This window comes from Spiroplasma endosymbiont of Panorpa germanica (assembly GCF_964019765.1).
GTDB lineage: Bacteria > Bacillota_I > Bacilli_A > Mycoplasmatales > Mycoplasmataceae > Spiroplasma_B.
In genome coordinates this window covers 440658-467047 of sequence record NZ_OZ026461.1, presented here as the reverse complement: position 1 = coordinate 467047, position 26390 = coordinate 440658, and the positions used below count along the sequence as shown (strand labels likewise).

17 protein-coding genes are annotated in these 26390 nt (G+C 29.9%); 2 read left to right on the top strand and 15 right to left on the bottom strand.

All coding sequences use genetic code 4. The annotated features are described in order from the left end of the window. Positions 1-154 precede the first annotated feature (154 nt). Positions 155-1009 (bottom strand): hypothetical protein, encoded by an 855-nt coding sequence (locus tag AACK87_RS02145; protein WP_338973016.1) that lies wholly within the window; start codon positions 1007-1009, stop codon positions 155-157. 337 nt (positions 1010-1346) lie between these two features. Here AACK87_RS02145 and AACK87_RS02140 point away from each other — a divergent pair, with 337 nt between their 5' ends. Further along, a complete protein-coding gene (locus AACK87_RS02140; protein WP_338973015.1) occupies positions 1347-2030 on the top strand; it encodes a lipoprotein in 684 nt (227 codons plus the stop codon). A gap of 65 nt (positions 2031-2095) precedes the next feature. Here the strand turns inward: AACK87_RS02140 and AACK87_RS02135 are convergent, their stop codons facing one another. The 7 genes from AACK87_RS02135 to AACK87_RS02105 form a co-directional block, all read right to left on the bottom strand. Then, the gene (locus AACK87_RS02135) at positions 2096-3874 is read right to left on the bottom strand and encodes a PTS transporter subunit EIIC (RefSeq protein ID WP_338973013.1); all 1779 of its coding nucleotides are present in this window, start codon (positions 3872-3874) and stop codon (positions 2096-2098) included. A gap of 143 nt (positions 3875-4017) precedes the next feature. Then, the gene (locus AACK87_RS02130; RefSeq protein WP_338973011.1) at positions 4018-4995 is read right to left on the bottom strand and encodes a hypothetical protein; all 978 of its coding nucleotides are present in this window, start codon (positions 4993-4995) and stop codon (positions 4018-4020) included. A gap of 125 nt (positions 4996-5120) precedes the next feature. After that, positions 5121-6173, bottom strand: coding sequence for a lipoprotein (locus AACK87_RS02125; RefSeq protein ID WP_338973009.1), 1053 nt, complete (start codon positions 6171-6173; stop codon positions 5121-5123). A 51-nt stretch (positions 6174-6224) separates the two neighbouring features. After that, positions 6225-7178, bottom strand: coding sequence for a hypothetical protein (locus tag AACK87_RS02120; protein ID WP_338973008.1), 954 nt, complete (start codon positions 7176-7178; stop codon positions 6225-6227). A gap of 12 nt (positions 7179-7190) precedes the next feature. Beyond that, entirely contained in the window at positions 7191-11303 is a 4113-nt protein-coding gene (locus AACK87_RS02115; RefSeq protein ID WP_338973006.1) for an ABC transporter permease, read from the bottom strand. Positions 11304-11322: 19 nt separating this feature from the next. Then, entirely contained in the window at positions 11323-12045 is a 723-nt protein-coding gene (locus AACK87_RS02110; protein ID WP_338973004.1) for a hypothetical protein, read from the bottom strand. Positions 12046-12136: 91 nt separating this feature from the next. Beyond that, positions 12137-13090: a hypothetical protein gene (locus AACK87_RS02105; RefSeq protein WP_338973002.1), complete on the bottom strand. Its 954-nt coding sequence runs from the start codon at positions 13088-13090 to the stop codon at positions 12137-12139. 91 nt (positions 13091-13181) lie between these two features. On the opposite strand from AACK87_RS02105, the gene AACK87_RS02100 reads away from it, so the two are divergent. Beyond that, complete coding sequence (locus tag AACK87_RS02100) at positions 13182-13877, top strand: hypothetical protein (RefSeq protein WP_338973000.1); 696 nt, start codon at positions 13182-13184, stop codon at positions 13875-13877. On the opposite strand, the gene AACK87_RS02095 is transcribed toward AACK87_RS02100, so the two are convergent. From AACK87_RS02095 to AACK87_RS02065, 7 genes are all read right to left on the bottom strand, one after another. Further along, positions 13874-15670, bottom strand: a complete 1797-nt coding sequence (locus tag AACK87_RS02095) for a M3 family metallopeptidase (protein WP_338972998.1) — start codon at positions 15668-15670, stop codon at positions 13874-13876. The genes AACK87_RS02100 and AACK87_RS02095 overlap by 4 nt on opposite strands. A 5-nt stretch (positions 15671-15675) precedes the next feature. Beyond that, positions 15676-17406 carry an aspartate--tRNA ligase gene (gene aspS, locus AACK87_RS02090; RefSeq protein WP_338972996.1) on the bottom strand — a complete coding sequence of 577 codons (1731 nt, stop codon included), beginning with the start codon at positions 17404-17406 and terminating at the stop codon, positions 15676-15678. A gap of 1 nt (position 17407) precedes the next feature. Beyond that, complete coding sequence (hisS, locus tag AACK87_RS02085) at positions 17408-18661, bottom strand: histidine--tRNA ligase (protein WP_338972994.1); 1254 nt, start codon at positions 18659-18661, stop codon at positions 17408-17410. 84 nt (positions 18662-18745) lie between these two features. Then, a complete protein-coding gene (locus AACK87_RS02080) occupies positions 18746-19549 on the bottom strand; it encodes a hypothetical protein (protein ID WP_338972992.1) in 804 nt (267 codons plus the stop codon). Between the two features lie 61 nt (positions 19550-19610). Next, a complete protein-coding gene (locus AACK87_RS02075; RefSeq protein WP_338972990.1) occupies positions 19611-21908 on the bottom strand; it encodes a RelA/SpoT family protein in 2298 nt (765 codons plus the stop codon). Between the two features lie 105 nt (positions 21909-22013). Next, the gene (locus AACK87_RS02070) at positions 22014-22526 is read right to left on the bottom strand and encodes an adenine phosphoribosyltransferase (RefSeq protein ID WP_338972988.1); all 513 of its coding nucleotides are present in this window, start codon (positions 22524-22526) and stop codon (positions 22014-22016) included. Between the two features lie 10 nt (positions 22527-22536). Further along, positions 22537-26385 (bottom strand): protein translocase SecDF, variant type, encoded by a 3849-nt coding sequence (locus AACK87_RS02065; protein ID WP_338972986.1) that lies wholly within the window; start codon positions 26383-26385, stop codon positions 22537-22539. Positions 26386-26390 lie beyond the last annotated feature (5 nt).

Here is a 26390-nt window from a genome sequence, read left to right as displayed (position 1 = left end):
CAAATAGAATAACACCTTAAAATTTAAAGTCAATGAAATTAAAAATTATTTCTAAATTAAATTCTAAAGGCAGAAATATATTACCTTAATTTACCAAGTAAAAAAAATAATAACTCATTATAAACAAGTTATTATTTAAAGAAAATAACGTTTTTTATCATTCTAAGAAATTTATAAAAATACTATCAAATTGTCTCTCAATCAAATATTGTGTTTTGCTTTTGGAGTTAATATTTCTAGTTGAGTACAGAAGCTGATAATATTTCTTTCAGATGATATCATAGATTTCAATAATTTCTTTATTAAATTTTTCAAATTCTGATTTATTTTTTTTATCTTTAGTTATTAGGAAAATACCCTTTTTACTTTGCAGCGAAAGCTCTTTAAAATTAATAAATTCAAAATTTTCTGATTCTTCATAATTTTCAAATATTTTTTCAAAGCTAACGAATTGTTGCTTGACTAGGTTTGTATAATTGTTAACTACTGGTTTTTTGATTTCAGTCACCTTATTTAGAATTGCAGAAAAAGATGGAATTAGTAAAATGCTAGCCATTGTCGAAACACAAGCAGAAATAATTGGTTTATTTTCAAAAGCAGTATCTGCTTGATAATTTATTATTATAGTTGAAAAAATATTTATTAAAATTAAAATTGTTAAAAATCAAAATGGAGTCATGCAAATATTTTCATTCTTCTCGATTTTGACATCGTCAATCACAATTTCTTTATTATAGATGTGCAGTTTCACAAAATAAATATTATTGTAAAAGAAATTAGTAATCGTGAACTTGATTAAAATATAAAATGATAAAACTAAAACTACGTAAGCCACAGTTTTTTCCCCATTACTAGAATCTAAAATACTACTCACTTCTAAAATGAATCCTGTAAAAATAACAGAAAATATGATCAAGTCACAAATAAATAAGATTAAGTTGGTAAAACTAATTTTTTGGAATTGTTTAATAAATTTTTGATACTCTTTAAAATGTACTTTTTTATTCATAGTCGCTTTCCTTTTTTTATATACAAGTATATTATACACTATTAAAAAAAGATAAATTACAACTACTAACCTAAAAATATTTTTTAAGTATATTTTGAGAAATATTCTTTAATTTTAAAAAATATTTTTTTAAAAAATTAGAATAAAAAAGATAAAAATAATTTGATAACTAAATATAATTTAAAAAATATTTCAAAAAAAATTCAAAAAGTTTCATATAGTTATTCCCTTTTGAAATAAAGATGTTAATATATTTGAGTTAGCATAACTGTTAACCAGTAATGACAAGATGGAGAAAGTTTTACTACTGAATATTTTTTAAAAGAAGGAGGCTAATTTGAAAAAGTTATTAGCAATGTTTGGAGCTCTGTCTTTGACAGTAACTCCAGTATTAACTGTAACAGCTTGTCAAACAAAGGTTGAGGGTAGAGGTAAAACACAATTAAGTGATGCGGTTAAAACTTTAGATCTAGGAGATTTAGAAGTTAAACACACTTACGCTCCCCCGGAACTATATTCAATTTTCATTGGAATCAAAAAATTGAATCCGGATTTAGAACCTGAAAAAGAAGGTTACACTAAAAGATTTTTATCAATTCAAGATTTGAAATTTAAACCTAATGTTGATAGTACAACAAAAAGTGCAACCCTGATTGCTGAGCCGGGAGCTCACTCTTTTACCGGAGAAATCAAAGTAACCTATAATCTTGTACCATATAAAAGTGAAAAATTGGATATTCAAAAACTTATTGTTAATAAAGAACTAGGAAGATTTGGAGCTGGATTTGATAAGGCTCCTCGTATTCATGAACTGTGAGAAAAAATTCGCGAGAAAAATCCAACCACAATTGGAAACTTAGGCTTCCAATACTTCTTCGTGGATACTCGTGAAGGAGTTATAAATAATAATCAACAATCAACTATTATTGCCCTAGATGCTAATTTAGCTGTTGGTGAAGTTGTTGTTAAATATGAAACTTACCACACTCACAATAGCTATGGGGACTATGCCCATCACTAAACAATAATAATAACTAAAATATAAATAACTCTTCTAAATAAAAAAAGTGGTAAAAACCACTTTTTTTATTTGTCCAATAATTCTTTCATTTTTGTTGAAACTTGTTGAACATCGGGTCCTAAAACAATTTGCATTGATTTGTCCCCAAGTCTTTTAATACCAAAGGCCCCTGCTGCTTTAATTGCTGCATCATTGATTTTTGGATCATTAACATCTTTTAAAGTTAAACGTAAACGAGTTGTACAGTTATCAACAATTTCAATGTTATCTCTTCCTAAAGCTTCAATAATAGCATTTGCTTTTGCAGTAAAGTCTTTTTTACCTTTAGTTTTTTCAGCTTTTACATAAGCAACTGGTGCTGCTCCATCAACTTCGATTTCGCGTCCTGGTGTTTGAATATTCATTTTAACAATCACAGTGTAGAAAATAAAGTAGTATGTTGCTCCAGCTCCTGCTGTTAATACTAAAGTCATTAATGGGTTTGATAATACTCTGAATGCTCCAGTATTGTGTTGTGAGAATCCTCACGATTGAGCAAACGAGACAATGTAGTCGATTAATCCGGCACTAAATCCAAATCCAATTTGAATTCTCATAGCAGTTGATACTGCAAAGAATACCGCACTTAATCCAACGTGAATTCCAAATAGAACTGGTGCAATAAATACAAATGAGAACTCAATTGGTTCAGTAATTCCACTAATAAATGAAACTGCTGCTACCCCACCCAAGAAACCAGCCACTTGTTGACGTTTTTCTTTTGGTGCAGCCATAATCATGGCCACGGCTGCCATTGGCATTCCACCCATCATAATTGGGAATCAACCACCTTGGAATAATCCAGATCCTTCAATTCCTTTGGTGAAGGCATTAATATCCCCACTTACTCAAATTTCATTTGTTCCAGCATTACCAGTAATTGGGTCAATTACAACCCCTTTAATTGGTAATTGGAATCAGAAGAATGTGTTTAAAATTTGGTGTAGTCCAAATGGTAATAGGAAACGGTTTAGTGCTGCAAACATTGCAGTTCCAGGAACCGCTACTTCTGGTTTAGTTGGATCAGCAACTAAATTACCAAATTTCATTAATACGAATTGAATTCATGGTCATACAATAGCGAAAGCCAATGCAACCCCCATGGCAACAACCATAGCCACCATTGGTACGAAACGACGTCCTGAAAAGAACGATAATGCTTGAGGTAATTCGATTTCTTTTAGGCGGTTATATAGATATGCTGATAAACATCCAGCAACTATTCCTCCAAGAACTCCAACACTTAAAACATAAGCTCCCCCAACAATAGCGCCTTCTTTGTAGACTGGTACAAAGAATAGGCTAGAGAACTTAGTCCCATCTGCTGCTTCAAATGGTAATAAAGTTTTATAAATTGCCACAGGAAGACTTCTTTCTGCTCCTGTCATTGCCACAATAATTAGATAAAATACAGTACTAATTAAGGCGACCTCACCACGGTGATCTTTGGCTAAACCAAAAGCCACCCCGATTGCGAATAGCAACGGTAGGTTATCAAACACAACCCCCCCCGGTGCTTGGAAAAAGAACGAAATTCAGTAACCTGCTTGGTTTGTGATTTCACCAGCAGCATCTGTTGTAAATTGAATTCCTAAGGCTCCAAAACGATTTAAAATCGCTGCAAATGGTAGCACAGCAATTGGGAATTGTAGTGCTTTACCAAGTTCTTGAAGAAGACTTAAAAATTTATTTCAACTTGATTGGCCTGAATTTGCTTTTGCCAACTTTGATGATAATTTCTTTTCAGCAACTTTTTTGTCACTTACTAAGGTCTTATCATCTGTTAAAATTTCTGCTTTTGACATAAATAATATTTCCTTTCTTTTTTAATATACCATATAAGATATTTTTATCAACAAATTTATCCTAATTAGAAAAAATTATCAGCATTTATTTATATTAAATATATAAAATTAAATAAAATCACCCTTTAAGGGTGATTTTGGTATTAAACTGTGTAAGTTATTGGTAAGTGAATATCTTCTAATTCTAGACCAATAAGTTGGGCTGCTGTGTCATCATGACCCTTAAATAAGCTTGTACCAGCTAAAAATTGGATATAGTCGTTTTTTGGTTCACCCTCTTCTTTTGCTACAATTGTGTATTTAATAAAATCAGCTTCTGTAATTTGTTTCATATTTGATTTGTTTAATTCATAAACTCTTTTTAAAATAGTCTCTTTTTGATTGTTAGCAATTTTACCTAAATCAGTTTGAGTAACAGCTTCTTTGATTGTTAAACGATTATCATCATTGTAAATAAATTTCACACTAACAATACCCTTGATAAAACAAGTGGCATCATCTAGTTTGTCAAAATTAAAAGTGATTACATCTTCACCAATTTCTATCAAACCAGGAGTTCATAGCGAACTCATTGATAATTTAAACATTTGATCTGCTAATCCTTCTAAAATAGGATTTCGATCTCCAATAAACTCAGCTAATAGAGTTGCTAAGGTGATTGTGGTTTTATCGTCTCAAACTTCTTTTGAAATATAAATATTACCAATGTCTGTTTTTTTAATAATATTTTGAATATCTACATCAAAGTTTAAATACATATTAACTGTTCCGCTAAATTTTGAGTCAGATTTAGCAGTAATTATAGCCATTGTTTTGGCTTCGTTGTTGAATTCTATTTCAATATCATCAACTGTTAAAGCTGTATTATTTGCATAGTTAATTCCATCAACTATTCCTTGACTTGTTATTTTTGAGTTATCAGCTCCTTGGGCAATTAATTCTTGTTTGCTTACGTTTCTATCAACAACAACATTTCTAACACTAATTACTTTTTCATCACCTAAATCCCCTGATGATATTTTATCGGGCTCTTCTGTTTTGTTATTTCCACATGCAATTGTAGTTCCTACAGTTGCAGTTGTTAGCCCCAAAGTTGCTAATATTCCTAATAATTTTTTCATGTTTTTTCTCCTCTAACTTATAAGTTTCTGAACTAATAAGTGTTCTAACGTTTTTAAAAAAAACTATTATTTAGCCTATTAGCTAATAAATAGATTTTTTGATTAATATAATTGGTATCTAATTTCTATGAGAATGTTATTGGAAGTTGGTAATCCTCTTCCCTAAACTTATCTTCTGAAGCTAAATTTGTGTTTATAATTGTAAATGATGCTGGATCGTGACCTCTAAATTTATTATTTCCAGCTTTAAATTGAACATATGTTTTGTCCTTTTCACTAAATACCTCTAGTGCATCTAGAATTTCTGCTTCACCATATTTTTTAAGGGTCTTAACATTTGCTTTATAAACAGCTTTAATGATATCTTCATCACTTTTGGTTGATAATTTTCCTAGATCAGTTACTTTTATCAAATCGGCAATTTCTGGACGATTATCTACATTTTTTTTATATTTAAAAATGATTTGTCCTTCCATTAAACCATTTTCAACTAACTTAACAGAAGCGTTATCTTCTGATATTGTAACTCATTTTGTGGCCGGATTTCCAGGAATAATTCCCGCAAGACCAATGTTAAAACTTAGTTTAGCCACAACATCAACAACTAATTCAAGCGCACGATTTCTGTCCCCCACAAATTCCATTAATAATGTCAGTGCTGGTAAAACATTCAATCCCTTTTTTGGATTTGTTGGTGGAAATGGTAGAGACTCAGGTAAGTAAATGTCACCTAAATCAGCTGTTTTGATAAATTCTTCAAAATTAACTTGTTTATTGAAAAGAAAATTATTTGTTCCATAAAATTTTGAACCCTCTTTTGCAGTAACAATCGCCATATTCTTGTCTACATCCATTTTTACATCAACATCTTCTGGTGTAATTGCTGTGTTATTCATTCAGTTAATACCTTCAATTACATCTTCGGCTGTAACATTTTTACTATCCAAAATTTTTCCAGTCGATCCCGCAGCTACCATTTGTTCTTTAGTTCAGTGTCTATCTGCTACAACATTCAGATTTTTGATAATTGATTCATCATCACCTTCAGTTGGTCCGATGTTTCCTTCTATAATTCTATCATCTGGCTTTGGTTTTGAGCCAGTATCACAAGCAACAACATTCAATCCAGTAGTTGCTATGATTGAAGTTGATGCTAAAATACTTAATAATTTTTTCATAATTTGTTTCTTCTTTCCTTTGTTTCTTCTTTATTTTTTTAATTGTTATTTTTAATCACCAATTTTGTAGGTAACTTTTACACTACCTGTAAAATATAGTGATCCTGGAATTGATTTCATAACAGCTGATGTATCTGTTATGTCAACCACTTCCAAATCGTTAACTAACTCACTTAGTTTTCCTAATTTTGAGTTGAAATTGGCGATTATATAGGCCATCATAATTGAATACTTTCTTTTATCTTGAACAGATCCAATATCTGGGTATTTTGTTAATGTTTCAATATCATCTGGGGTTTGGGGTGGATTTTTAGGATATAGTTGAAAACTAATTTCTACATTTCCTGTAAACGTTCCCACACCATTAGTACCTGGTTGCCCAGATTCAATAATAGCCCCAATTGATTGTTGGGTTTTTTCATCTTTAATAATTTTAATATTTCCACTACCTCCAGTTTCAATGTACTGGTCAGCAATTTCGTTAATATAAGGGATTAAATTCATGTTTTGGAAAATCAATGCCATAAGGATTGTTTTTTCACGATCATCATCAATTTCACCAATATTGGTTGTTCTTAGATTATCTGCAATGTGCATTGAGTTCATTACATCAAAAGTATAAATTGCCAAACCGGGTTTGTCATCGATTAATGACTTCACAATAACTTGATAAGTGGCATTTCTTGTTCAATCAAAATCTTCTAATTCTGATGGTTTTAAATCAATCCCATTTTTAGTGTAACTCCATTGAGTAGTGCCCTCTTCTTCTCATGGAGTGTCCTTTAGAGCTGTGAGAATATCATTTTCCAAGACCAAATAATCTTGGTTAACAACTATTTTTATATCTCTTAGACCAGTGCCTTCAAATCCAGTAACTGAAACATCAAATAGTGGTGGATCGACTTTTATGTCATCTCAATTACGTGAACTAGAACAAGCAACTAAAGTTGTTGTTGAACTGGTCAATAAAGTTATTGAAGCTAAAGCTGTTAAAATTTTTTTCATAAAGTTTCTCCCCTAATCTATTTGAATGGCTTTTAGTGGATTGATACGATTCATTGAATATCAACTCATTAAGTATGAGATTGTGTATAGTGCAAAAACAATACTGATTACAAATGTTGGTCAATACCATTTCAACATAAATGGAACAATAGTACCACCAACTCCCAAGAATCCAACTCCTGCAATTAAAATACCCATAGAAGTGATAAATCCTAAGATCGATGTTATAACAACAACTGGAATATACATACTTAAAACTAAATTTGTAATACTACGGTTGCTATAACCCAGAACCTTCATTGTGGCTATAATTCTCATATTTTCAGCGATTATAACATTACTTGTTAGCATAATGATTACAAAGCTTAAAATGACTGAAATAATCGCAATAAAGATTAAGATTGAGTTTGCTAGTCCTAAAATGCTTTCTAAAGTAGCTATTACTTGTTCTTTGGGTAATAAGTTAGCAGCAGCTTCCCTTCCATAAGTTGGATAAAAGTCATTACCATATGTTCCCCCTTGCATTGCTGGAACTGAATAGTCACCAAATGTTTGGGTTTGAGTTAGACCGCTATCAATATCATCGATTTTTTTTGAACCCGAAAGTTTGTAGTTGAACATTGGATATTCATGATTAAACATTTTCAAGATTTCGTCACGATGATCGTAATCTGAGGTTTTGAAGTTTTCAAATTTATTTCCCACATCTTTGCCTGAACTTGTTACAAAGTCACTAGTAGAAAGTCCTTTAAGAGCTTTTAAGAGACTTTGATTCTTGATTTCTGTATTTTCTTTAACAAAAGGATTAGCTCACTCTTTAATAAATAATTGAAATAGTTGCGCTTCACTTTCGTCATATCGAGAAATTTCTTTGGCTTCAGTTTCCTTAATTCAGGCTTTACCGTCACCATATTGGTTAGTTATACCAGTAACAACATAACCCTCAATTTTTTGATATTCACTCTTCAAGGCGGTATTACCTTTTACAATGTTTTTATTCATTTCTGATGGATTAATTGGAGCTGTTCCTGGTGCTGGGGTTAGGTTAACTGTTGAGTTTAAAATGTATTTATCACCAATTTCAGAATTTTTTCATTTAATCAAATCATCAGTTCCTGATTGTGAACCACTATATAAATATTTACCATTAGTGTATTCTTGATTGTTAATTTTTACCTTAGCGTCAATATCACTTGAATCTCATGATTGGGTACTAATTACACCATTATCATTGTATAAAGCAGTTTGAAGCTGTTGTAAGTCAATAGTTTGACCAGTTCTAACATTTAATTGTTTGGCTAGTGTTGCATTTAAAACAATTCCTTTTTCGGTTTTATGTAATTCTTCAATTAAATTTTTTCCCGAAGAGCGATCGATTAATTTTTGGTTAATTGATTTTTCTTTGATTCCATAAACGTTAAATCCAACATCTGAGCTCATTGCCTTAAAGTAAGTTCCAAGATCATCTGTTTGAGGCGTAAATGGTACTACTCCAAACAAGATGTTATAGTCTTTATTTTGTTCTTCAAATGATGAGCGAATGTTTTTTCGCACTTCATATGGAGATTGAGAATAAATTCCTTGGATGAAAGCCTGGTTTATATTATCAATAAAGTATGACTTGGTTCAATTTCAAATTGAATAACTTAGAAATTGTACTCTTGAAAACAACGATGCAGTTTCTAATTGTTCATTGAAAGGAATATCATAACCAAACTCATCGCTTAATTGACCTTTTTGATTTAGTCTTGGATAGAATCTTCCAATCTCACCAAACTCATCATCTGAGATTAAGTCTGGATTTTCTTTATTAAACTGACCTTTTTCATCAAAGAATTCAGTACGACGAACATCAAGTCCAACTGTGTCGCGATATTTTAGATAAAATTTTCGCATTTTTTCTAAATTTTCAACATTTTCCTTAGCTGCTTGATAGTCTTTGGTCATATTTAAAATTGTTTTTTTATCTTTAAATTCTGATAAACCAAATTTTGCATAATCCGATCAAGTACTTTCGACAATAATTTTTGAAAGCACTCCATCATCAGCTGCTAATTTAATCTTATTACTTTTCAAAAATTCCTTACTGGTGTTTTTGTAAAGTAAGTTTGTTAAATCACGAGGATTGAATGTTGGTGAATAAGTTTCTGGATTTATTTTTCCAGTTAGATATTGATTAATTAATACATCAATATCATCAGTCATGTTTGTTCCGCCGTTTTCAAGTTTTAAATATTCATTAGAGTCATCACTTGAATCTCACGCCTTAACTGTGGGGTCATATGTTTTATAAAAACTTGTGGGAATATTGTAAACTGGTTGGTAATATTCCACTTCAGTTGTATAGTTTGTGTTATAGTAAGTGTACTTTATGTTGTCTTTCAAAATTAGTGGTGTAATTGTTGCAATACCAATTACTGTGGTACTTACAAACATCGTAGCTGCTACCCCAACCATTTTGTCAATTGAATTGGAAAGTAGTGCTCCACGAAAACGACTATTGAAATTTTTTCTAAAAGTAAACGTTTTCTTTAAAGCAAGTTTAAATTTATTTGTACTTGATTTTCCATCACTGTAAATCATTTCCAACGGTGTCTTATTCATCATCAAAGTACAAGTTATCAAAGTAACAAATGTCAGTAAAATGAATATCAAGAAGACACAAGTGAATAATGAAGTTAAAGTGATAATGAAGTTTTGGTAGGGAATATTAAAGTAAACTCTAAATAAATTTACCGCCACTTCTTGAAAACTCATTCCAATTACAAATCCTAAGATTCCCCCGGCTAAAGCGATCATTAGTGGATATGCTAGATAACTGGATATAATTGTATATCTGCGACAACCTAAAGCTCTTAAGATCCCGTTTTGACGAGTTGTGTTTTCAATTTGTTTTTTAATAATAGTTATTAGGACAAAGAATGATATTATTAAAATCACAATCATTAGTATCAATGAAACCAAGTTAAACACTTCTAATGTGGTGTTTAAAAAAGTTGTTCTCATTGAGTACTTGTAATCAATATCAAATTTGTGCGTTAATAGTTTATTTGAAGTATTACCGGTTCTTTGATTAAAACCAAAGATGCCAATTTCTTGAGCGCCCTTTTCAGTATTTACATAACTGTTTAGGGTAGCTGACTTGTTTTCAGCATCATCACTATTTTTAAATTTTCCAACAAAGTAAGTCTCAATATCGCGACTACTTTTTGGTTGTAAAATTTGTTCTTGATTTTGGCGATTAACCGAGTATGTTTTTTCCAAATCATTACTTATTTTAACACTTACTTCTTCTTGGACATTACCAAAAAGTTCTGGATTTACGTATACCAAACCCTCATCGCGAGAATTGGGAATCGGTTTTGTTTGATCTATAATTGGGGTTATAAAATCAGCTGATGAGCCAATCCCCACAACTCTAAATCAATTTTCGTTCGCATACTTAGAATTTTCAATTCATTCATTAATATCTCGATTTTGGTAAATCGATAAATCAACATCGTTGGCTACTTTAACCGAACTTCCATAAGAATCTGATTCTAATCTAATAATATCGTTAACACCAATTTTATTAGCTCTGGCAAAACCGGGACTAACATAAACTCATCTTTTTGAGTAATCATTTAGTGATCCATGGTAGCTAGATCAAAATTCTAAAGGCATTCCTGACTGAACAATAAATTTATCAATTGTTTGTTTAGCGTTTAATGAAACAGCTTTCAAGGTCTTTTTATTATTTAAGGCGAAAGTTCTAGTTTCCACTCGATTAAAATCAAAAGTTAATTCACTTTTATCTTCCTTAACCAAATCCTTTAAGTAATTTAGCATAAATTCTTGTCTTTGTTCAAGATTTGTTAATTGCTTAAAAAACGGATCTTCACTGGCATCAGAAGGTTTTCTAGAGTTGTATGTTGTTTCTGAGTAATCTATTATAAAGTCATGTTGATTACTCATTTTTTCAGAAATGAATTCACCATATACAGTTTGAATTCTTGTTTTTGTAATATCAGTAATTGTAAAAATAAGAGATGTTAGGAATACTAAAAATACTAAACCAATAAACTGAATTTTGTTTTTCAAAATATTTTTTAAATTATTTTTAAAAAGCAGCTTATTATTAGACATTGTTATTACCCTCTTTCTTTTATCTAGTTATAACAATTTCATCTGGTGGGGTTGTGCTCTTTTTTCTCTCCACTAATAGTAAATATCTTTTTATTTTAGTGTTGATTTCTAATTTTTCTACCAAGTTTTTATTAACAAGGTTTTTATGGTTGAATATTCTTCTAAACAATTTCAAGTTAATTAACTGCGAATTAAAGATAATAACTTCATACAAGAAGAAGTTAAATGAATCTGAGTTAGTTTCTTCAAAAACGGTTTTCCCTGTAATTAATCGATAAGCTATCGCTAAACCAATAATTGCACAATATAGCAATACTGATATTGTGAAAGTGGCAATATAAAAACTTTTCATAGTTAAGCTAACGTTGTCGGCAATAACAGCTATTTCTGTGTTTCCATACGGAATTATGTTTTTTGCAAAGAAGTAAATTTGAATAAAAATACTAAAAATTCAAAATGAAGTAGTTGTAAAAACTACTCGATCAACTGAGTTAAAAGATAACTTAAATTTCTTGAAATTTTTGAAATTTTTAATAATTTTTGATAAGTGGACAATCAAATAAACTCCAATTATCATAGTTAAGAAAGCGTAAACAATTCTGATTGACATTGTCAGGTTATCTCCAAAGTTGAAAAATGGAGTAAATTTTAGCATTTCTATACTGTTAATGAAGACATAAAAAAGTCCTACTGAAACGTAAAATGTTGTTAGTTTTTGAGAAAATAAACTTTTATTTTTCATACGGACTCCTTATTATTAGTAATAATAATATCACTATTTTGACAAAAATCAAAATTTTAGCAAGAAAAAATATGTCAAATAATTCTGAAAACTACTTGTCAAACCTTTTCTTTCTGATATTATCTAAGTCGCTTACCAATTCAGCAACATTATCAACGACCTTTATTTGCTTATCATCAACTTGGATTTCTTCAACTTGATAGTCGGGCATTTCTTCCAATTGGACTTCTAATTTTGAATCATCTCCAAAGTTCATTTTTTCTTTGAAATCTGGATTTGGTTCAAGTGTTAATTCATCCATTTCTTGATCATTAAATTCTTCTTCGGATTCGATTTCCTCTTCCTCTAGAGTTTCAACATTTTCCATTCAATAGTTAAAGAATGAAATAAGTGCTTGAATTCTGATTAAAATATAGTAACTAGTTGTTTCAATATTTTGCATTTCTCGAGATGTTTTTAATAGGAAAGAAAGTGGATGAGAGATTTCATAAAGTTCAATAAAGATTGTAACTCCCTCTTCTAAATCAGTTCATTCATCATCAATCGAAATAACGTTAAATAACTTTTGTTCGTCTTTTCCTAATAACTGGTATTCGGCTACTATTTTACCAAATTCATTTAAATCTTCTAGTGAATCCTTGTAAATTAAATCTCTGATCTCTTCATGATTTAGAGGTTTTTCATTATTCAGACTTTTTTGCGAAGATATTTCAAATCAATTGTTTGCAACATTAATAATATTATCAATCGTATAGAGATATGAATAAATTTCATATAAATTAGTATCAACTTCCTGGATGAAAAGCTTATTTATTATTTTGCTCATTGTAGCCTTAAATTTATTAAATTCTTTGGCAAAATCCTCAAATTCATCTAAAAATTCAAAACTATCAATTAGTTTAATAAGTTTAATAACGCCTTGATCTGAGATTTCTTTTCTATCAAAAGTTTCTTGCAAATAGTCCAAATTGACCGATATTGTACTAATCATTGGTTCGAATCACTTCAAGATACCCTTAGCTTCATTTTCTTTAAAATCGTGCATTTTTTTTCCTCTTCTTTATTTTATTATTATCTCTTAAAAAGCGATTTTTTCAAAATAATAGTTTAAAATTAATTTAATAAGGAGCTATTTTATGATTAATTTTGTCAAACCAGAGATTTTATCTCAAAATGAAAAGCAGAAATTGGTTCATTTAGCTCCATACTGAGAGAAAGATGTAACAAGAATTAGCAAAAAACTTAATAAATGACTGTTCAAATTTTCTGCTGAAGGTAAAGGTTATTTAAAGCCGATAAATCCTGAGGAAAATATTACAGACCAATTATTTTATAATGGAGTTAATTTCTCTAATTTTTATAACATTAAAATCAACAAAATTAAGAGTAACCCCAAAGTTTTAAGAAAGTTTTCTAAAATGATCGCTCAAACTACAGAATTATTAGCTCTTTGTCATGCAGTTAAGATTATTGCTGATTTTTACATAAAAATTGAAAAAAGCGAAGTTGCCAAAAAGCGTGATTTAGTTATTGAAATGCTAAATGATAAAAATTATAAGGTTTTTCAGGCTTGTAAAACAGAGATTATGGCCAATATTCAAGATGACGAATACATAGAAATAGTTTACAAAAAAGCAATAATTATTGAAGGCAAGATTTTTGATTCAAGCAAAATTACTATGGAAATTTTAAGTTATCTTAAGCTTCTTTTTAAAAAGAAAAAAATGAGCGAAAGCAATATGATTAATTGCAACTACTCATTATTTTTCAGTGAAAATTTTGCATGAAATTTAAAAAAACATTTAACTAATTTCATTTCCAATATATACTAATGTTCGAGACATTCTTTCAGCTCTTCTATTAATTCTTTTAAATGATCAATCAATGGCTCGTAACTTTTTTGACTTGTTATGTCAACACCATACTTTTTAAATAAATCAAGAGGTTCTAAATTCCCTCCCTCTTTTAAGAAGTTAGTTATCAATTCAAAGTTATTATTTTTAAATTCTTGAAATAGTTTAAAACTCATTACTAAACTTAAGGCATATTTATAAAGGTAAAAAGGCTGCTCAAATATGTGAGAACTTAACATTCAAGAAATATTTTTTAGTTTATCATCATACTTATCAAAAGGACTTTTACCAAAAATTTCTTTATCTGTTTTCTTGTTGATGTTAATAATACTCTCCAGTGTTAGGCTTTCATTTTTATCGATCGCCTTAAAGCATTCATACTCAAAATATGATTCTTGGATACCGTGAAAAAAATTATTAAAAATAAATTCTATTCTCTCCTTCAAAACATTGGCTTTTACTTGTTTTGAACTTGTATTTTTTAATCAATGGTTAATTACAATTTGTTCATTTAAAGTACTTGCTACTTCAGCAATAATATTATTAAAATAATTTAATGGTTTTGGTTGGTTTTCCTTGGCAAACTTGTTGTGAACAGCATGTCCTAATTCATGGGTTAAAGTTAACATACTAGAAAAGTTATCACTTCAATTCATTGATATTAGAGATCCATGTTCATAAGAAAATGTTGTAAATGCACCCGAAGATTTAGTAGGACTTTCAAAATAATCAATTTTATTATCCCCAAGTGCCTCATCTAAATTTCTCAAGTACTCTTCTCCCAATGGATTTAAGGATTCCTTTATTGTTAAAATACTTTTATTGAGATCAATTTTTTTTAAAAATTCGGGATAAAGTATCAAGCTTGAATCACTACTGTAGAATTTATCATTAAAACCTCAATGATTTTTAATTAGAGAGAAGTATTCATGATACATTTCATTGTTCTTTGATGCGAAATCTATTAAAGACTTGAAAGCGGCAACAGAAATGTTTTCTTCACCAAAAAAATTTTCTTCAAAATTTTTCATTCCGATCAATTTCAGAGTTTCAGTTTCTTCTTTAACAATTGATTCATATATTTTGGCAAAAGCGAATTTATTTTTTAAATCTTTTTCATGGTATTTTCTAACCATTAAAGCTCTTAATTCCTGATCTAAAAATGGGTCACTTTTTTCCAAATAATCAATATAATTTTTCTGAGTCAAAACGTATTCATTGCCCTTATGATTCAAAGTTAAAGTTTTGTTATCTTTATTTTTTAAAGAATCATACATTTCGTAAATTAAGCCACTACTTTTGCTAACTTTATCAAGCAACTCTCTATCGCTTGCAGGCAGCAGGTATTTTAGATTTTTAAAAAATTTTTCATATGTGCGTTTATATGGTTTTCAAATTTCTTTAGAATCTAGTCACTCAAAAATTTGTTCTTTTCCGATGTCTTTAATTTCATCTTCAATTCAAGAGAATTGACCCTCAAATCTTTCCATCTCTTTGTCATAAATGGCTTGAAATTCCAAAGCGTTTTTATGATGTGGTTCAACTTCTAAAATTTTAAAAAAATGTTCTATTTTACTACTTAATAAATTACCTTGTTCTGATAGTTCATCAAAGTCACAAAAGTCTTCATAATTTTTAAGACTTCCTTTAAATAGAGTTTGTGCTCTCATGTTAATCGATAGTAATTCAAGATCCTCTATAAAGTCCCTCTTTTTGGTATAAAGTTTATCAACATTTCATTTGTATTTAGCTTTAGCTTTTGTTCTATTCATTATAACTACTTACTTAACTTCAACTTTAAATCATCAAGTTGAGTTTGACTAACCATGTCTGGGGCATTTGTCATAGGATCGATTCCATTTGAATTTTTAGGGAAAGCTATAACATCTCTGATTGAAGTAGTTTGAGCTAAAATCATTAAAATTCTATCTATTCCTAAAGCACAACCAGAATGATATGGAGCTCCAAATTTATAAGCATTTATAAATCAACCAAAATTTTGTTCAACAGATTCTGGTGACATTTCAATTGCCTTGAACATACGTTTTTGAATATCCTCATTGGTGATTCTTTGACTTCCCCCACCAATTTCAAATCCATTCATAACAATATCATAAGCTGCTGCAAGTGCATCTTTTTTATTTATATCAAAATCTTTTAAAGACTCTTCTTTTGGTTGGGTAAATGGATGGTGTGCTGCTACAAAACGATTTTCTTCTTCTGAAAATTCAAATAACGGGAAGTCAATTACTCAAAGTAAGTTTATTGCGTCTTTATCAAACAACTCATAAATTTTGGCAACATGGTTTCTAATCGCTCCAAATGCTTGACTAACAAGTTCATATTCACCTCTAGCAATTAGCAAAGTACAATCACCTTTAATTTTAAAATCACTTATTAAAGATTTTTTCTCTTCATCGCTTAAATTTTTAGCTAAACTACCACTTCATTCTCCATTAGTGAATTTTAAAAATGGTAAATTATTAAGTTTATTTTGGTGAGCTGTTTGGGTTAGCTGCTCAAGTTCTTTTTTTCCAATTAAACAGTCAACTTTAACACCTCTTATAACTTCATTTTTAGTTAGATTTTGAAGTAAAGGAATTGATGTCTTAGAAAAAATATTGGTAAAGTTTTGAATTTCAAGACCAAATCTTAGGTCCGGTTTGTCAATTCCATATTTTTCAATAGCTTCTCTATAAGTGATTCTTGGTAGTGGTGTTTTTAGTTTTATTTTTTTAGTATCTCATAAAATTTTTGCTAGTAAGCCCTCGATATTTTCTTGAATATCTATTGGGTTAGCAAAGCTCATTTCCATATCCAATTGTGTAAATTCAGGCTGACGATCTATTCTTAAATCTTCGTCCCTAAAACATTTAGCAATTTGAAAATAACGGTCAAAGCCAGAAATCATCAATAGTTGTTTGTAAAGTTGAGGAGATTGAGGCAGTGCGTAAAACTTGTGATGATTAATTCTACTAGGCACTAAAAAGTCTCTAGCTCCTTCTGGGGTTGATTTTCCAAAAATAGGAGTTTCCACCTCTATAAAATTATTATCATGATAATAATTTCTTATTATTTTATTTATCTTGCTTCTAAGAATAAAGTTCTTTTGTAATTCTTCTCTTCTTAAATCTAGATAACGGTAGGTCATTCTTGTGTCTTCGCTTGACTCCAAATTATTTTTGATTTCAAATGGAGTTACCTCAGATGAATTTATTAATTCTAATTCTGTGACTTTGATTTCAATATCCCCAGTTAATAATTCTGGATTTACACTTTTTCTTGCGATAACTTCACCTGAAACTTGTATAACAGATTCGGTTTTCAGACTTGATGCCATATTAAATGCAGATTCCTCAATTATTAATTGAGTAATGCCGTAGCGATCTCTTAAATCTATAAAAATTAAGGCTCCAAGCTTACGATTTTTTTTAACTCAACCTTGAAGCACGACTTTTTGTCCAAGATTTTTCTTAGTTAATTCTCCACAATTATGCGTTCTTTTCATTCTAATTTTCCTCAATTAAAAAATCCAAAATTTTTTCAAATTTGACTTTTTCTTCTTTCAATGTAATTTGATTTTTGATTATTACATGGTTTTCTTTTAGTTCTTTGTCTCCGATAATAATTATATTTTTAGTTTTTAACGATTCTGCTTTTTTAAAGTTAGACTTCAGACTACGAGTAACAAAACTTGTGTCAGCTTTTAACCCCGCTTTTCTTAGCATAAATAATAGCGAATTTGTAAAAATTTCTGCGTTCTTAGAAAGTGGAATACAATAAGCATCCAATTGAGGTAACTCAGAAATTGAGATATTAGCATTTTGTAATGCAATCAAAATTCTTTCAATTCCTAAAGCATACCCAGCCCCAGATAGTTGTGGTCCCCCAAGTTCTTCAACAAGGAAGTCATAACGACCTCCTGCTAAAAGAGTTGATTGTGATCCCTGACGGTCATCTTTTGAAATTATCTCAAAAACTATACCAGTATAGTAATCTAATCCTCTAACTAATTTATTATCCATTTGAATTGTTAAATCCATTCTTTTCAAAATGCTTTGGTACTCATTAAAATAATCTCGTTCAGTTTCACTTAAATATTCGTCCATATTTGGTATTTTATTAAATTTTGCTTGATCTACTTTACAATCCAAAACTCTTAGAGTGTTTCTTTCAATTCTAATTTTACAATCATCACATAAGTCCATATTTATAAAAGTATCTTTTAAAACCTTGATGTACTTATCTTTATTTTCTCCTGAAATTAAATAATTAGCCTTAATTACATAATCTTTTAATCCTAAACTATTTAGAATTTCAACAGCTGAAATTATTAGTTCACAGTCAAGCGAGGTTGATTTAGCTCCGAAGAATTCGACTCCAAATTGATTAAATTGGCGTTGTCTTCCAGCCTGAGGTCTTTCATAACGAAACATTGGTCCAAAATAAAATTGTTTTAAGGGTAAATTTTCTTCTAGATATAGTTTGTTTTCAATAACACTTCTAGCCACTCCGGCAGTATTTTCAGGTCTTAAGGCAAGACTACGACCCTTACGATCTTGAAAGACAAACATTTCCTTGTTAACAATGTCGCTACCTTCTCCAGCTGATCGCGAAAATAAGTCATAACTCTCAAAAATCGGAGTTCTAACTTCATTAATGTTATATAGTTCCATGATGTTTCTAATTATCATTTCCAAAGCAAAAAAATCCTGCGCTTTTTGGCCAAATATATCTTCTGTTCCACGTGGTTTTTTAAGCATAATGCACCTCTACTCTAATTAATATAACAAATAAATTTATCAAATCAAAATTTTAATAAAAAAAACAAGTAATAAACCTGTCTTTTAGCGTTTTTTCTTGTCGCTAACTCCGCGAATCATCTTCATTGCAGCGTTTAAATCACGATATTTTTGTTCTTGAGCAATTCCTTCTTCTCAAATTGGGTTAATAATTTCTTGGTCTTTTGAAGACTCTTTTACCGATTTAAGAATTGTATCTGGATTCATTCCCTGTTCAATTTTTAAAGCTTGTTCAATAGTTAAGAACGGATCAAATGGACGCTGGTGCTTTTCAGTTAAACTTGAAATCTGCATACGAATTTGAGAACTTGATGTCTTTCCGTCTTTAAATTCAATTTGTCATTGAATAGGAAACAAAGACTCAAAACGATATGGTTCTTTTGTAATTAGATAAATAGTATTAGCTAATCTTTCAAAACCAGCTTCCCCTTTAAAGAAGTTAGTTATTTCAGTAACCTTTTGACTATCCTCATCAATTAAGTATTTTGAAATATGAACTTCATAAATTTTCTCGGCTCATTGTTCTTCTGGTATTAAATAGAAATTTGTAAATAGCGTTGAATTGAAAATATGTTTATCATTTTCAAAAATCGAGAAATTGAATCGGTCCACTGAAGTTGTGTCAATCACGATTGAAAAATCTTTTGTATCAACAACCTTGTTTACTCATCTCATCATTGATTGAATGTACTTTAGGACAAACTTTAATTTAATACTTGAAAAAATCAAAGTCTTTCAACGAGTAAAATTAAAATCATATTCTGAATCTTTACGATTTGATGCTATATTGGTGTTTAAGTCAGCTTTAATGAAATCGTCAACTTTTAAATTAATCATTTCTTTTTTCATGTTATTTACCTCTAAAATCTTTAATGATTATAACATATTTTTAGGGTTTTTAAAAGACATATTAGTCTGGTGCCGAAGTTATACGCTCCACAAAATTAATATTTGGCATTGATCGCAGGTTGGTAATAATTTGATTTAGGTGGTTGTGATCTTTTACTTTAATTAAGAATTTACCTTTAACTTGGAATTCACTTTGTGATACTTGGACATTAGCATCGTAAACCGAAGATTTCAAATGCGAAAACGTCTTGGTGATATCAAATAAAAGGTTCGGGCGATCATCACCTTTGATTTGTAGTTGAACAAAATATTCCTTACTTGAAACAACATCTTTATTTCAACTAACCTTGATTAAACGATTTCTCATTTTTTCGCCTTGAATATTTTGGCAATCACTATCATGAATTTTAATTCCCTCACTTTTAGAAACATATCCAATTACGTCCTCAAATGGAATTGGTAGACAACAATTTGAAATTGTTGTTTGAATATTTTCAATTCCGGCAACAATAATATCGTTTTTAAGACGTTTATCAATATACTTCTTACTTCTGAATTGATTTAAGAATTGGTCATTTTGGTTAATTTCAGCATCCACAAAAACAAGTTCAACAGCTTCTTTAATAGTGAAATCTTTATTAGCAACCGCTAGTAAGAAAACATCAATACTTGTGTAATCTAGGACTTTCAATTTATCATTAATTTGAGATTCATTATTAACTTTTCATTTTAAGTTATTTTGCTCAATATATTTATTAATTTCTACTCTTGTGTTAGAAATCAACTTCATACTATTTTGCTTCTTAGTTTTAGCTTCAGTTTCATTTTTCTGAGCTAAGTATTTTCTGATTTTATTTCTAGCTGCATTGGTTTTGGCATGTTTTAATCAATTGTCATTAGGAAATTGTTTTGAGCTGGTTTTTATTTCGATTACTTCTCCCGAATTCAAAATTGTATTAATTGGAGAAAAGACCCCATTAATCTTAGCACCAGTTGTATGTTCTCCCACTTCTGAATGGATTCTGTAGGCAAAATCTAAAACTGTTGAACCAAACGGTAAGGTAATAACTTGACCATTTGGGGTTAGAACATAAACTGATGATGCAAAAAAATCAGATTGAATACTTTTTTCAATAAACTTATCTTTCTCGTACTCGCCTTTTTGTTCTTCAAACTCAATTCCACTACTTGATAATTTTTCAAGATCAATAATTCGAGTAAAAATATCAATTTTTTCATCTAGTTCTTTTTGTTTTTGTTGAACATCAATTATTTCGTCTTCTTTGTATCTTCAATGAGCAGCTGCTCCTGATTCAGCAACAACATCCATTTCTTTTGTTCGAATTTGAATTTCAAAAATAACCCCATTTTTATCTGAAACAGTTGTATGTAAACTGCGGTATAGATTATTTTTCGGAGTTGCTATATAATCTTTAAATCTTCCTGAGAGCGGAGTAAATATTTGATGAACAATCCCTAAGATTTGATAACATTCGTCCACAGTGTTAGTTATAATTCTAACAGCCAGTAAGTCATTGATATCGTCAAAGTTTTTACCAAATAAGGTCATTTTACGATAAATTGAATAGATTGTTTTGGTACGACCAAAAATTTCTATATCAACTAAACCTTTTTCTTCTTCTAAAACAACTGCTAGATAATCCATTATGGCATCAATTGTTTCTGAACGTTCACTTAAATCTTTTTCCAGTAATTCTGAAATCCTTTGATACTCTTCGGGATTAATTATTTTAAAACTTAAATCCTCTAAAAGCGTTTTGGCAATTTTCATCCCAATACGGTGAGCAATTGAAGAATAAATCTCCAAAGTTTCACTAGCGATTATTTGCTGTTTTTCAGGAGGTAAATTGGTAATTGTTGACATATTATGCAAGCGATCTGCAATTTTTATAATAATAACTCGAACATCTTTAACCATTGACAAGTATAGTTTTTTTAAGTATTTGGCCTTAATTTGTTGACGTTTTTCCTTAGAAAAATAAGTTACCTTAGTAACAGCTTCTACTAAATCCGCTACTTCTGTACCAAATTTTTCTTCAATTTCTTCATAAGTAATTGGGGTATCTTCAATAATATCGTGTAATAACCCAGCAATAATAGTTTTTGGCCCCATTCTTCATTGAGCAAGAAAATATGCTGTGGAAATAGGATGAACAATGTAAGGGTCCCCATTTTTTCGCTTTTGGGTTTTATGGGCTTTTTCGGCAAATTCATAAGCAGTTCGTACTTCGGTAATTAGTTCTGGTTTGAAAATATATTTTTTCATTTCCAATTCAACAGTATCATAGTCACTGACCTCAACAAAATTGAAACTAGCACTCAATCGTTCTCTTCCCATAAAATCACCTCAATTTCTATTATTAATTATAACAAATTATCTAACCATCGCGGGGTTTAAATAAGTAAAAAAAAATCACCTTTTGGTGATTTTTTTTAATAGTTTCTAGTAGTCTAGCAGACTTGTTAAATTGTATTCAGCGAATAAATCATCCTTGTGTAAGAATTTTAAATCTGCTAAGAAAATAATTTTTTTAACATCCGCTTTTTGTGATTCGATTAATTTAATTATTCCTTGAGTTGTACCACCTGTTGCCAAAACATCATCAACAATCGCTACTTTATCACCAGGTTTTAAATCATCGATATGAATTTGTAATTCTCCCGAACCATACTCTAAAGAATAGTCCGTTTGATGAGTCGGTCTTGGTAATTTTCCAGGTTTTCTAATTAAAACTAATCTTTTTTTAGCAGCATATGCTAATGGTGCGGCAAATATGAAACCCCGAGCTTCAGGAGCCACAATTACATCAATTTCATTTTGTAAAATTACTTTAACCATTTCATCAATCGCAAATCTAAAAGCTTGAAAATCATTTAGCAGCGGGGTGATATCTTTAAAAGTTACCCCTGCCTTTGGAAAATCTTTAACATCAACTATAAATTTTTTTAAATCCATTTTTATACCTCTAATCGTTAATACCCTCTATGATTTGTTCTTCTTGATTTACTTTCAGACCATTTACATAACGCTTGAAGGCCAAACGATTTCTTAATCTTCATTGTTCCAAGAATACTCAAATAGGAATAATAATAAACATTGTTACAAACATTGAAATAATAATTCCGATAAACATTGATAGTCCAAAAGTATAAATATTTGGCATTGTTAGAATCATTGCGATTGCAATAGCAACATAGAAGATTCCCATTAGTAGTAATCTTTTAATCGCAAAATTCATAACATCAACAACCACTTCTTTTAAGTAGTTGTTATCTTTGGCGGCACGATTTAACTTGACTGAGTTTTCTTTTTTAATTTCTTTTAACTTAATAAATTCTTCATGTTTAGCTAGTTTAAAATCAGCTTTTAATTTTTTCTTATCTTCTTTAGTGATTTCTTTACTATGCAATTTTTGTTTTAATTCAAATTTTAAGTTTCTTACTTGAGCACGGTAGACAGCCGCATTTTCACGGTTATTAACTGCGATATCAATTTCTTTATTGAAGTAAGTTGTCAATGATTTTTCATTTTTACTTTGAATTAGAACCTTACCATGATTTAATATCATGATCGCATTGGTTAGAATAAAGCTGATTAAGATTGAAGCTGAGATAATAATACTAAATCCAAGCGGAATTTGTAGGACAATCATTGCTGAACCAAATGTTGCTAAACCTAATGTTAGTGCTAATGTAATAGCCACATAGTAAGTTCATTTAAATCTAATAATAATATAAATAATTAAAGCCGCAATAATTATTAGCAATGAAATTGCCAATTCTTGGATTAGTTTTACAGTTGAGAATGGTGATAAAATCAACCTTTGAACTCCACGTTCAGGATCGTTTGAACTACCAGCCGGTTTTTCAGTGAACTGAGTTAAAATATTATTTATGGCTTTTAAAACTTTTTTATTGCTAGTTTTAAAAGTTAACATTATTCAAGGTGCTTGATCTGATATATTTCCAGTTTGATCAAATTTAGTATAGTTAACTCCAAAATTACTTCTAATTGAAGGAGCCGACATTTTGGAACTAGTTAAAATTCTAAAGTATCTATCAGATGAAATTACAAATTCTAAGATATCTGCTGAAGCCTTGGTTTTCTCATACATCATCATTTCTTTTGGAGTCGAAGGACTTACCAACAATCCTTTAGCATGCTCTTGTAGTTCATCAGGAACTGGTTCATCATCAATTCATCAAGTACCTTTACTTAACTCTTCAACTTTTGAATATGATGATTCAACATAATCACCTCAAATATAAAATTCTGTTCCTTTACCAAAGCTTGAATCATAATTTGGACCAACAGCGAGACCTAAAATAGTCGCTAATGAAGCTAAAACTGCTATGAATATTAAAAATATTTTACTAAATTTAAAAATCCCTCTTTCACGTCTTTTAACACGAATTTTTTCAGCGGCAGTTTTGGGAACTTCAATTTCGTTTAATTCCAAAGTAGTTCCATCTTGGCTTGCATCTTTTACTAAATCATCATCAATACTAAAGTTGTTATCAATTAAATAATTTGTTTCATCGATTGCTGATTGAATTTTAAATACTTTAGTATTATTTTCTAAAGCTAAATATTTATTTTTTTGTGCTTCATATTTTTCAATTTTCTTTTTGAATTTTTTAACTAAAGCTTTTTCATATTTTTCTTCTTTAGCAATACGTTTTTCAATAGCTTTTTCACGTACAACTTTTAAATCAATCAGTTTTTTTTCTGACTTAGAAATAATTTTTTGATTTTTGATCAAGATTTTATCTTGTTTTTTAAGTAAATTATCAAGTTGTTTTTGATATTTAGCAACTAACTTGGGATTAGAATTTTCTTGATAAAAATTAATTTTTTGATTTAATTTATCAATTTTTCCTTGAATTACATTATTATTGTTTGCTGCTTTAATTTTAGCGTTTAATGAGTTGTATTTCATTTCAATCATAAAACTACTTTTTTTCGACATTGTTGTGTTAATTGCAAATAAATTTGGATTATTGTCAATTGCTTCTGTTTTTGATAATAAGTAGACAATTACCCTCATAACAAAAATCGATAAAATAATTGTTGCAAAACCACCCAGTGTTACTAAGGTCGCAAAACTTTTAACAACATTTGAAGAATTTCAAAATAGAATAATGTTTGGAATAATTAAGACAACAGCTGCATCAACAACTCCCCCGATTGTATCTCGGTGCGAAATGATAAATGAAGATTTAAAGCTTCGCTTTTTCAAAAACATACTTTTCTTCATGGCTTCAAATAGAGTTAAATTCATATCCAATATTAGACCCACTACGATAAATATGGCTCCAAGCGTTTCAACTCCAAACGTTAAGTTGAAAGCGTTACTTGAGAATAACATTATGGCTACAGTTGTTGAAATAATTATTATTAAAAATAATCCTAGAAGACGGTAGAAAATTAATAAGAATATTGCTATTAAAAGCGCTATTAATGCTAGTGCTGCCGAAGAGACCAGGAATAAAATTCAACTAATTGTTCCTTGATTTTCACTTACTGAAAAAACAAAAAATGAGAAACCTTTTGAAGCGGCTCTAAAAGTTGCTTCTGCTTGTTTTGCTTGTGAGAAAGTTGAAGTCTCTGCAAAGAAGGCTTTTCCTTTATCACCAATGAACCCTCCTGTTTTAGTTGAAGGTTCTGATTTTGAAACTTTTCCTGAGTAAAGGAAGTACTCGCTGAATTTTTCACTATCAACTGATAATGCAGCATTGAAGAAATTATCTGAAATAACTTTAAAAGTTTCCTGTATATACCCAATTTCTCCCCTTTGAGTTTCTGAAATTCAACCTTGAATTGGAGCGCTATATTTAGCACCAGTACCTTCAAAATCTTTTTCAGTTGAGTTGGGATCATAGATATATTTATTTGTATCTGACAAGTATCTTCATGAACCTTTAATCTTTTTGAAATCATCAACAGTTCTAAAAGCACTTCCTTGGGTGATTAAACTTTCACGACGAATCGAAGTTTCATTATTATCAACATAAGTATATTCTCCAAAAAATAAATCAAATAAAACTTTTTTCAATATTTCGTTTTCTGAATTACGATATGTCTCTCTTAGTGGTTTTAAAATTTTATTGAATCAAGTGTCTAGACTTTCATCACTTGAACCATCAAGTTCGTAATAAGATCTAAAGTCGTCTAAAAAACTGTCAACATCAGTCATGATAGTTAGCGGGGAAGCTTCTCCACTTTCTGGGTTTAAAGCATCAACGATTTCGCTAAATTTACCACCAGATTCACTTAAATCAAATCTAATAAATGGTGCGTTACGAGTTCCCTGCCCAATTGTTGTGGCTGATGCTTCCGAGAAGACATCACTCATTTTTGTTCGTTTTTTTTCATTATCAAAAAGTAAATCATTTCAATTTGAGTCGAATATGAAAATACCACCACTTCTTTGGATTGTGGTACGGAAACGATTTTCATTATTATCAAAAGAAGATTTCGGAGCTGAAACTCTTAAATAGTTTTTATCTGTTGCAATAACATTAACTTGTTGGTTACCCATTGGATCAATTTTATTATTTAAGATTTCTGCCGCTTCTTTAGCATTTCCGTTTGGCAAACCATTGATTGTATCACCTGAAGTTTCAGAATTATCAAAAACCCCAACCGTTGCAACAAAACTTCCCTTGATGTCTTTTCCAAACTTAATATTATCGTTTACTGATGACGCTGAAAAAATCACAGTTAAAACCATTGAGATAGTTATAAATAGAACTATTAAAACTCTGAAAAAATTCTTGTTAATTGAATTTGATTTAAACTTCTTGTTTTTCACGAAAT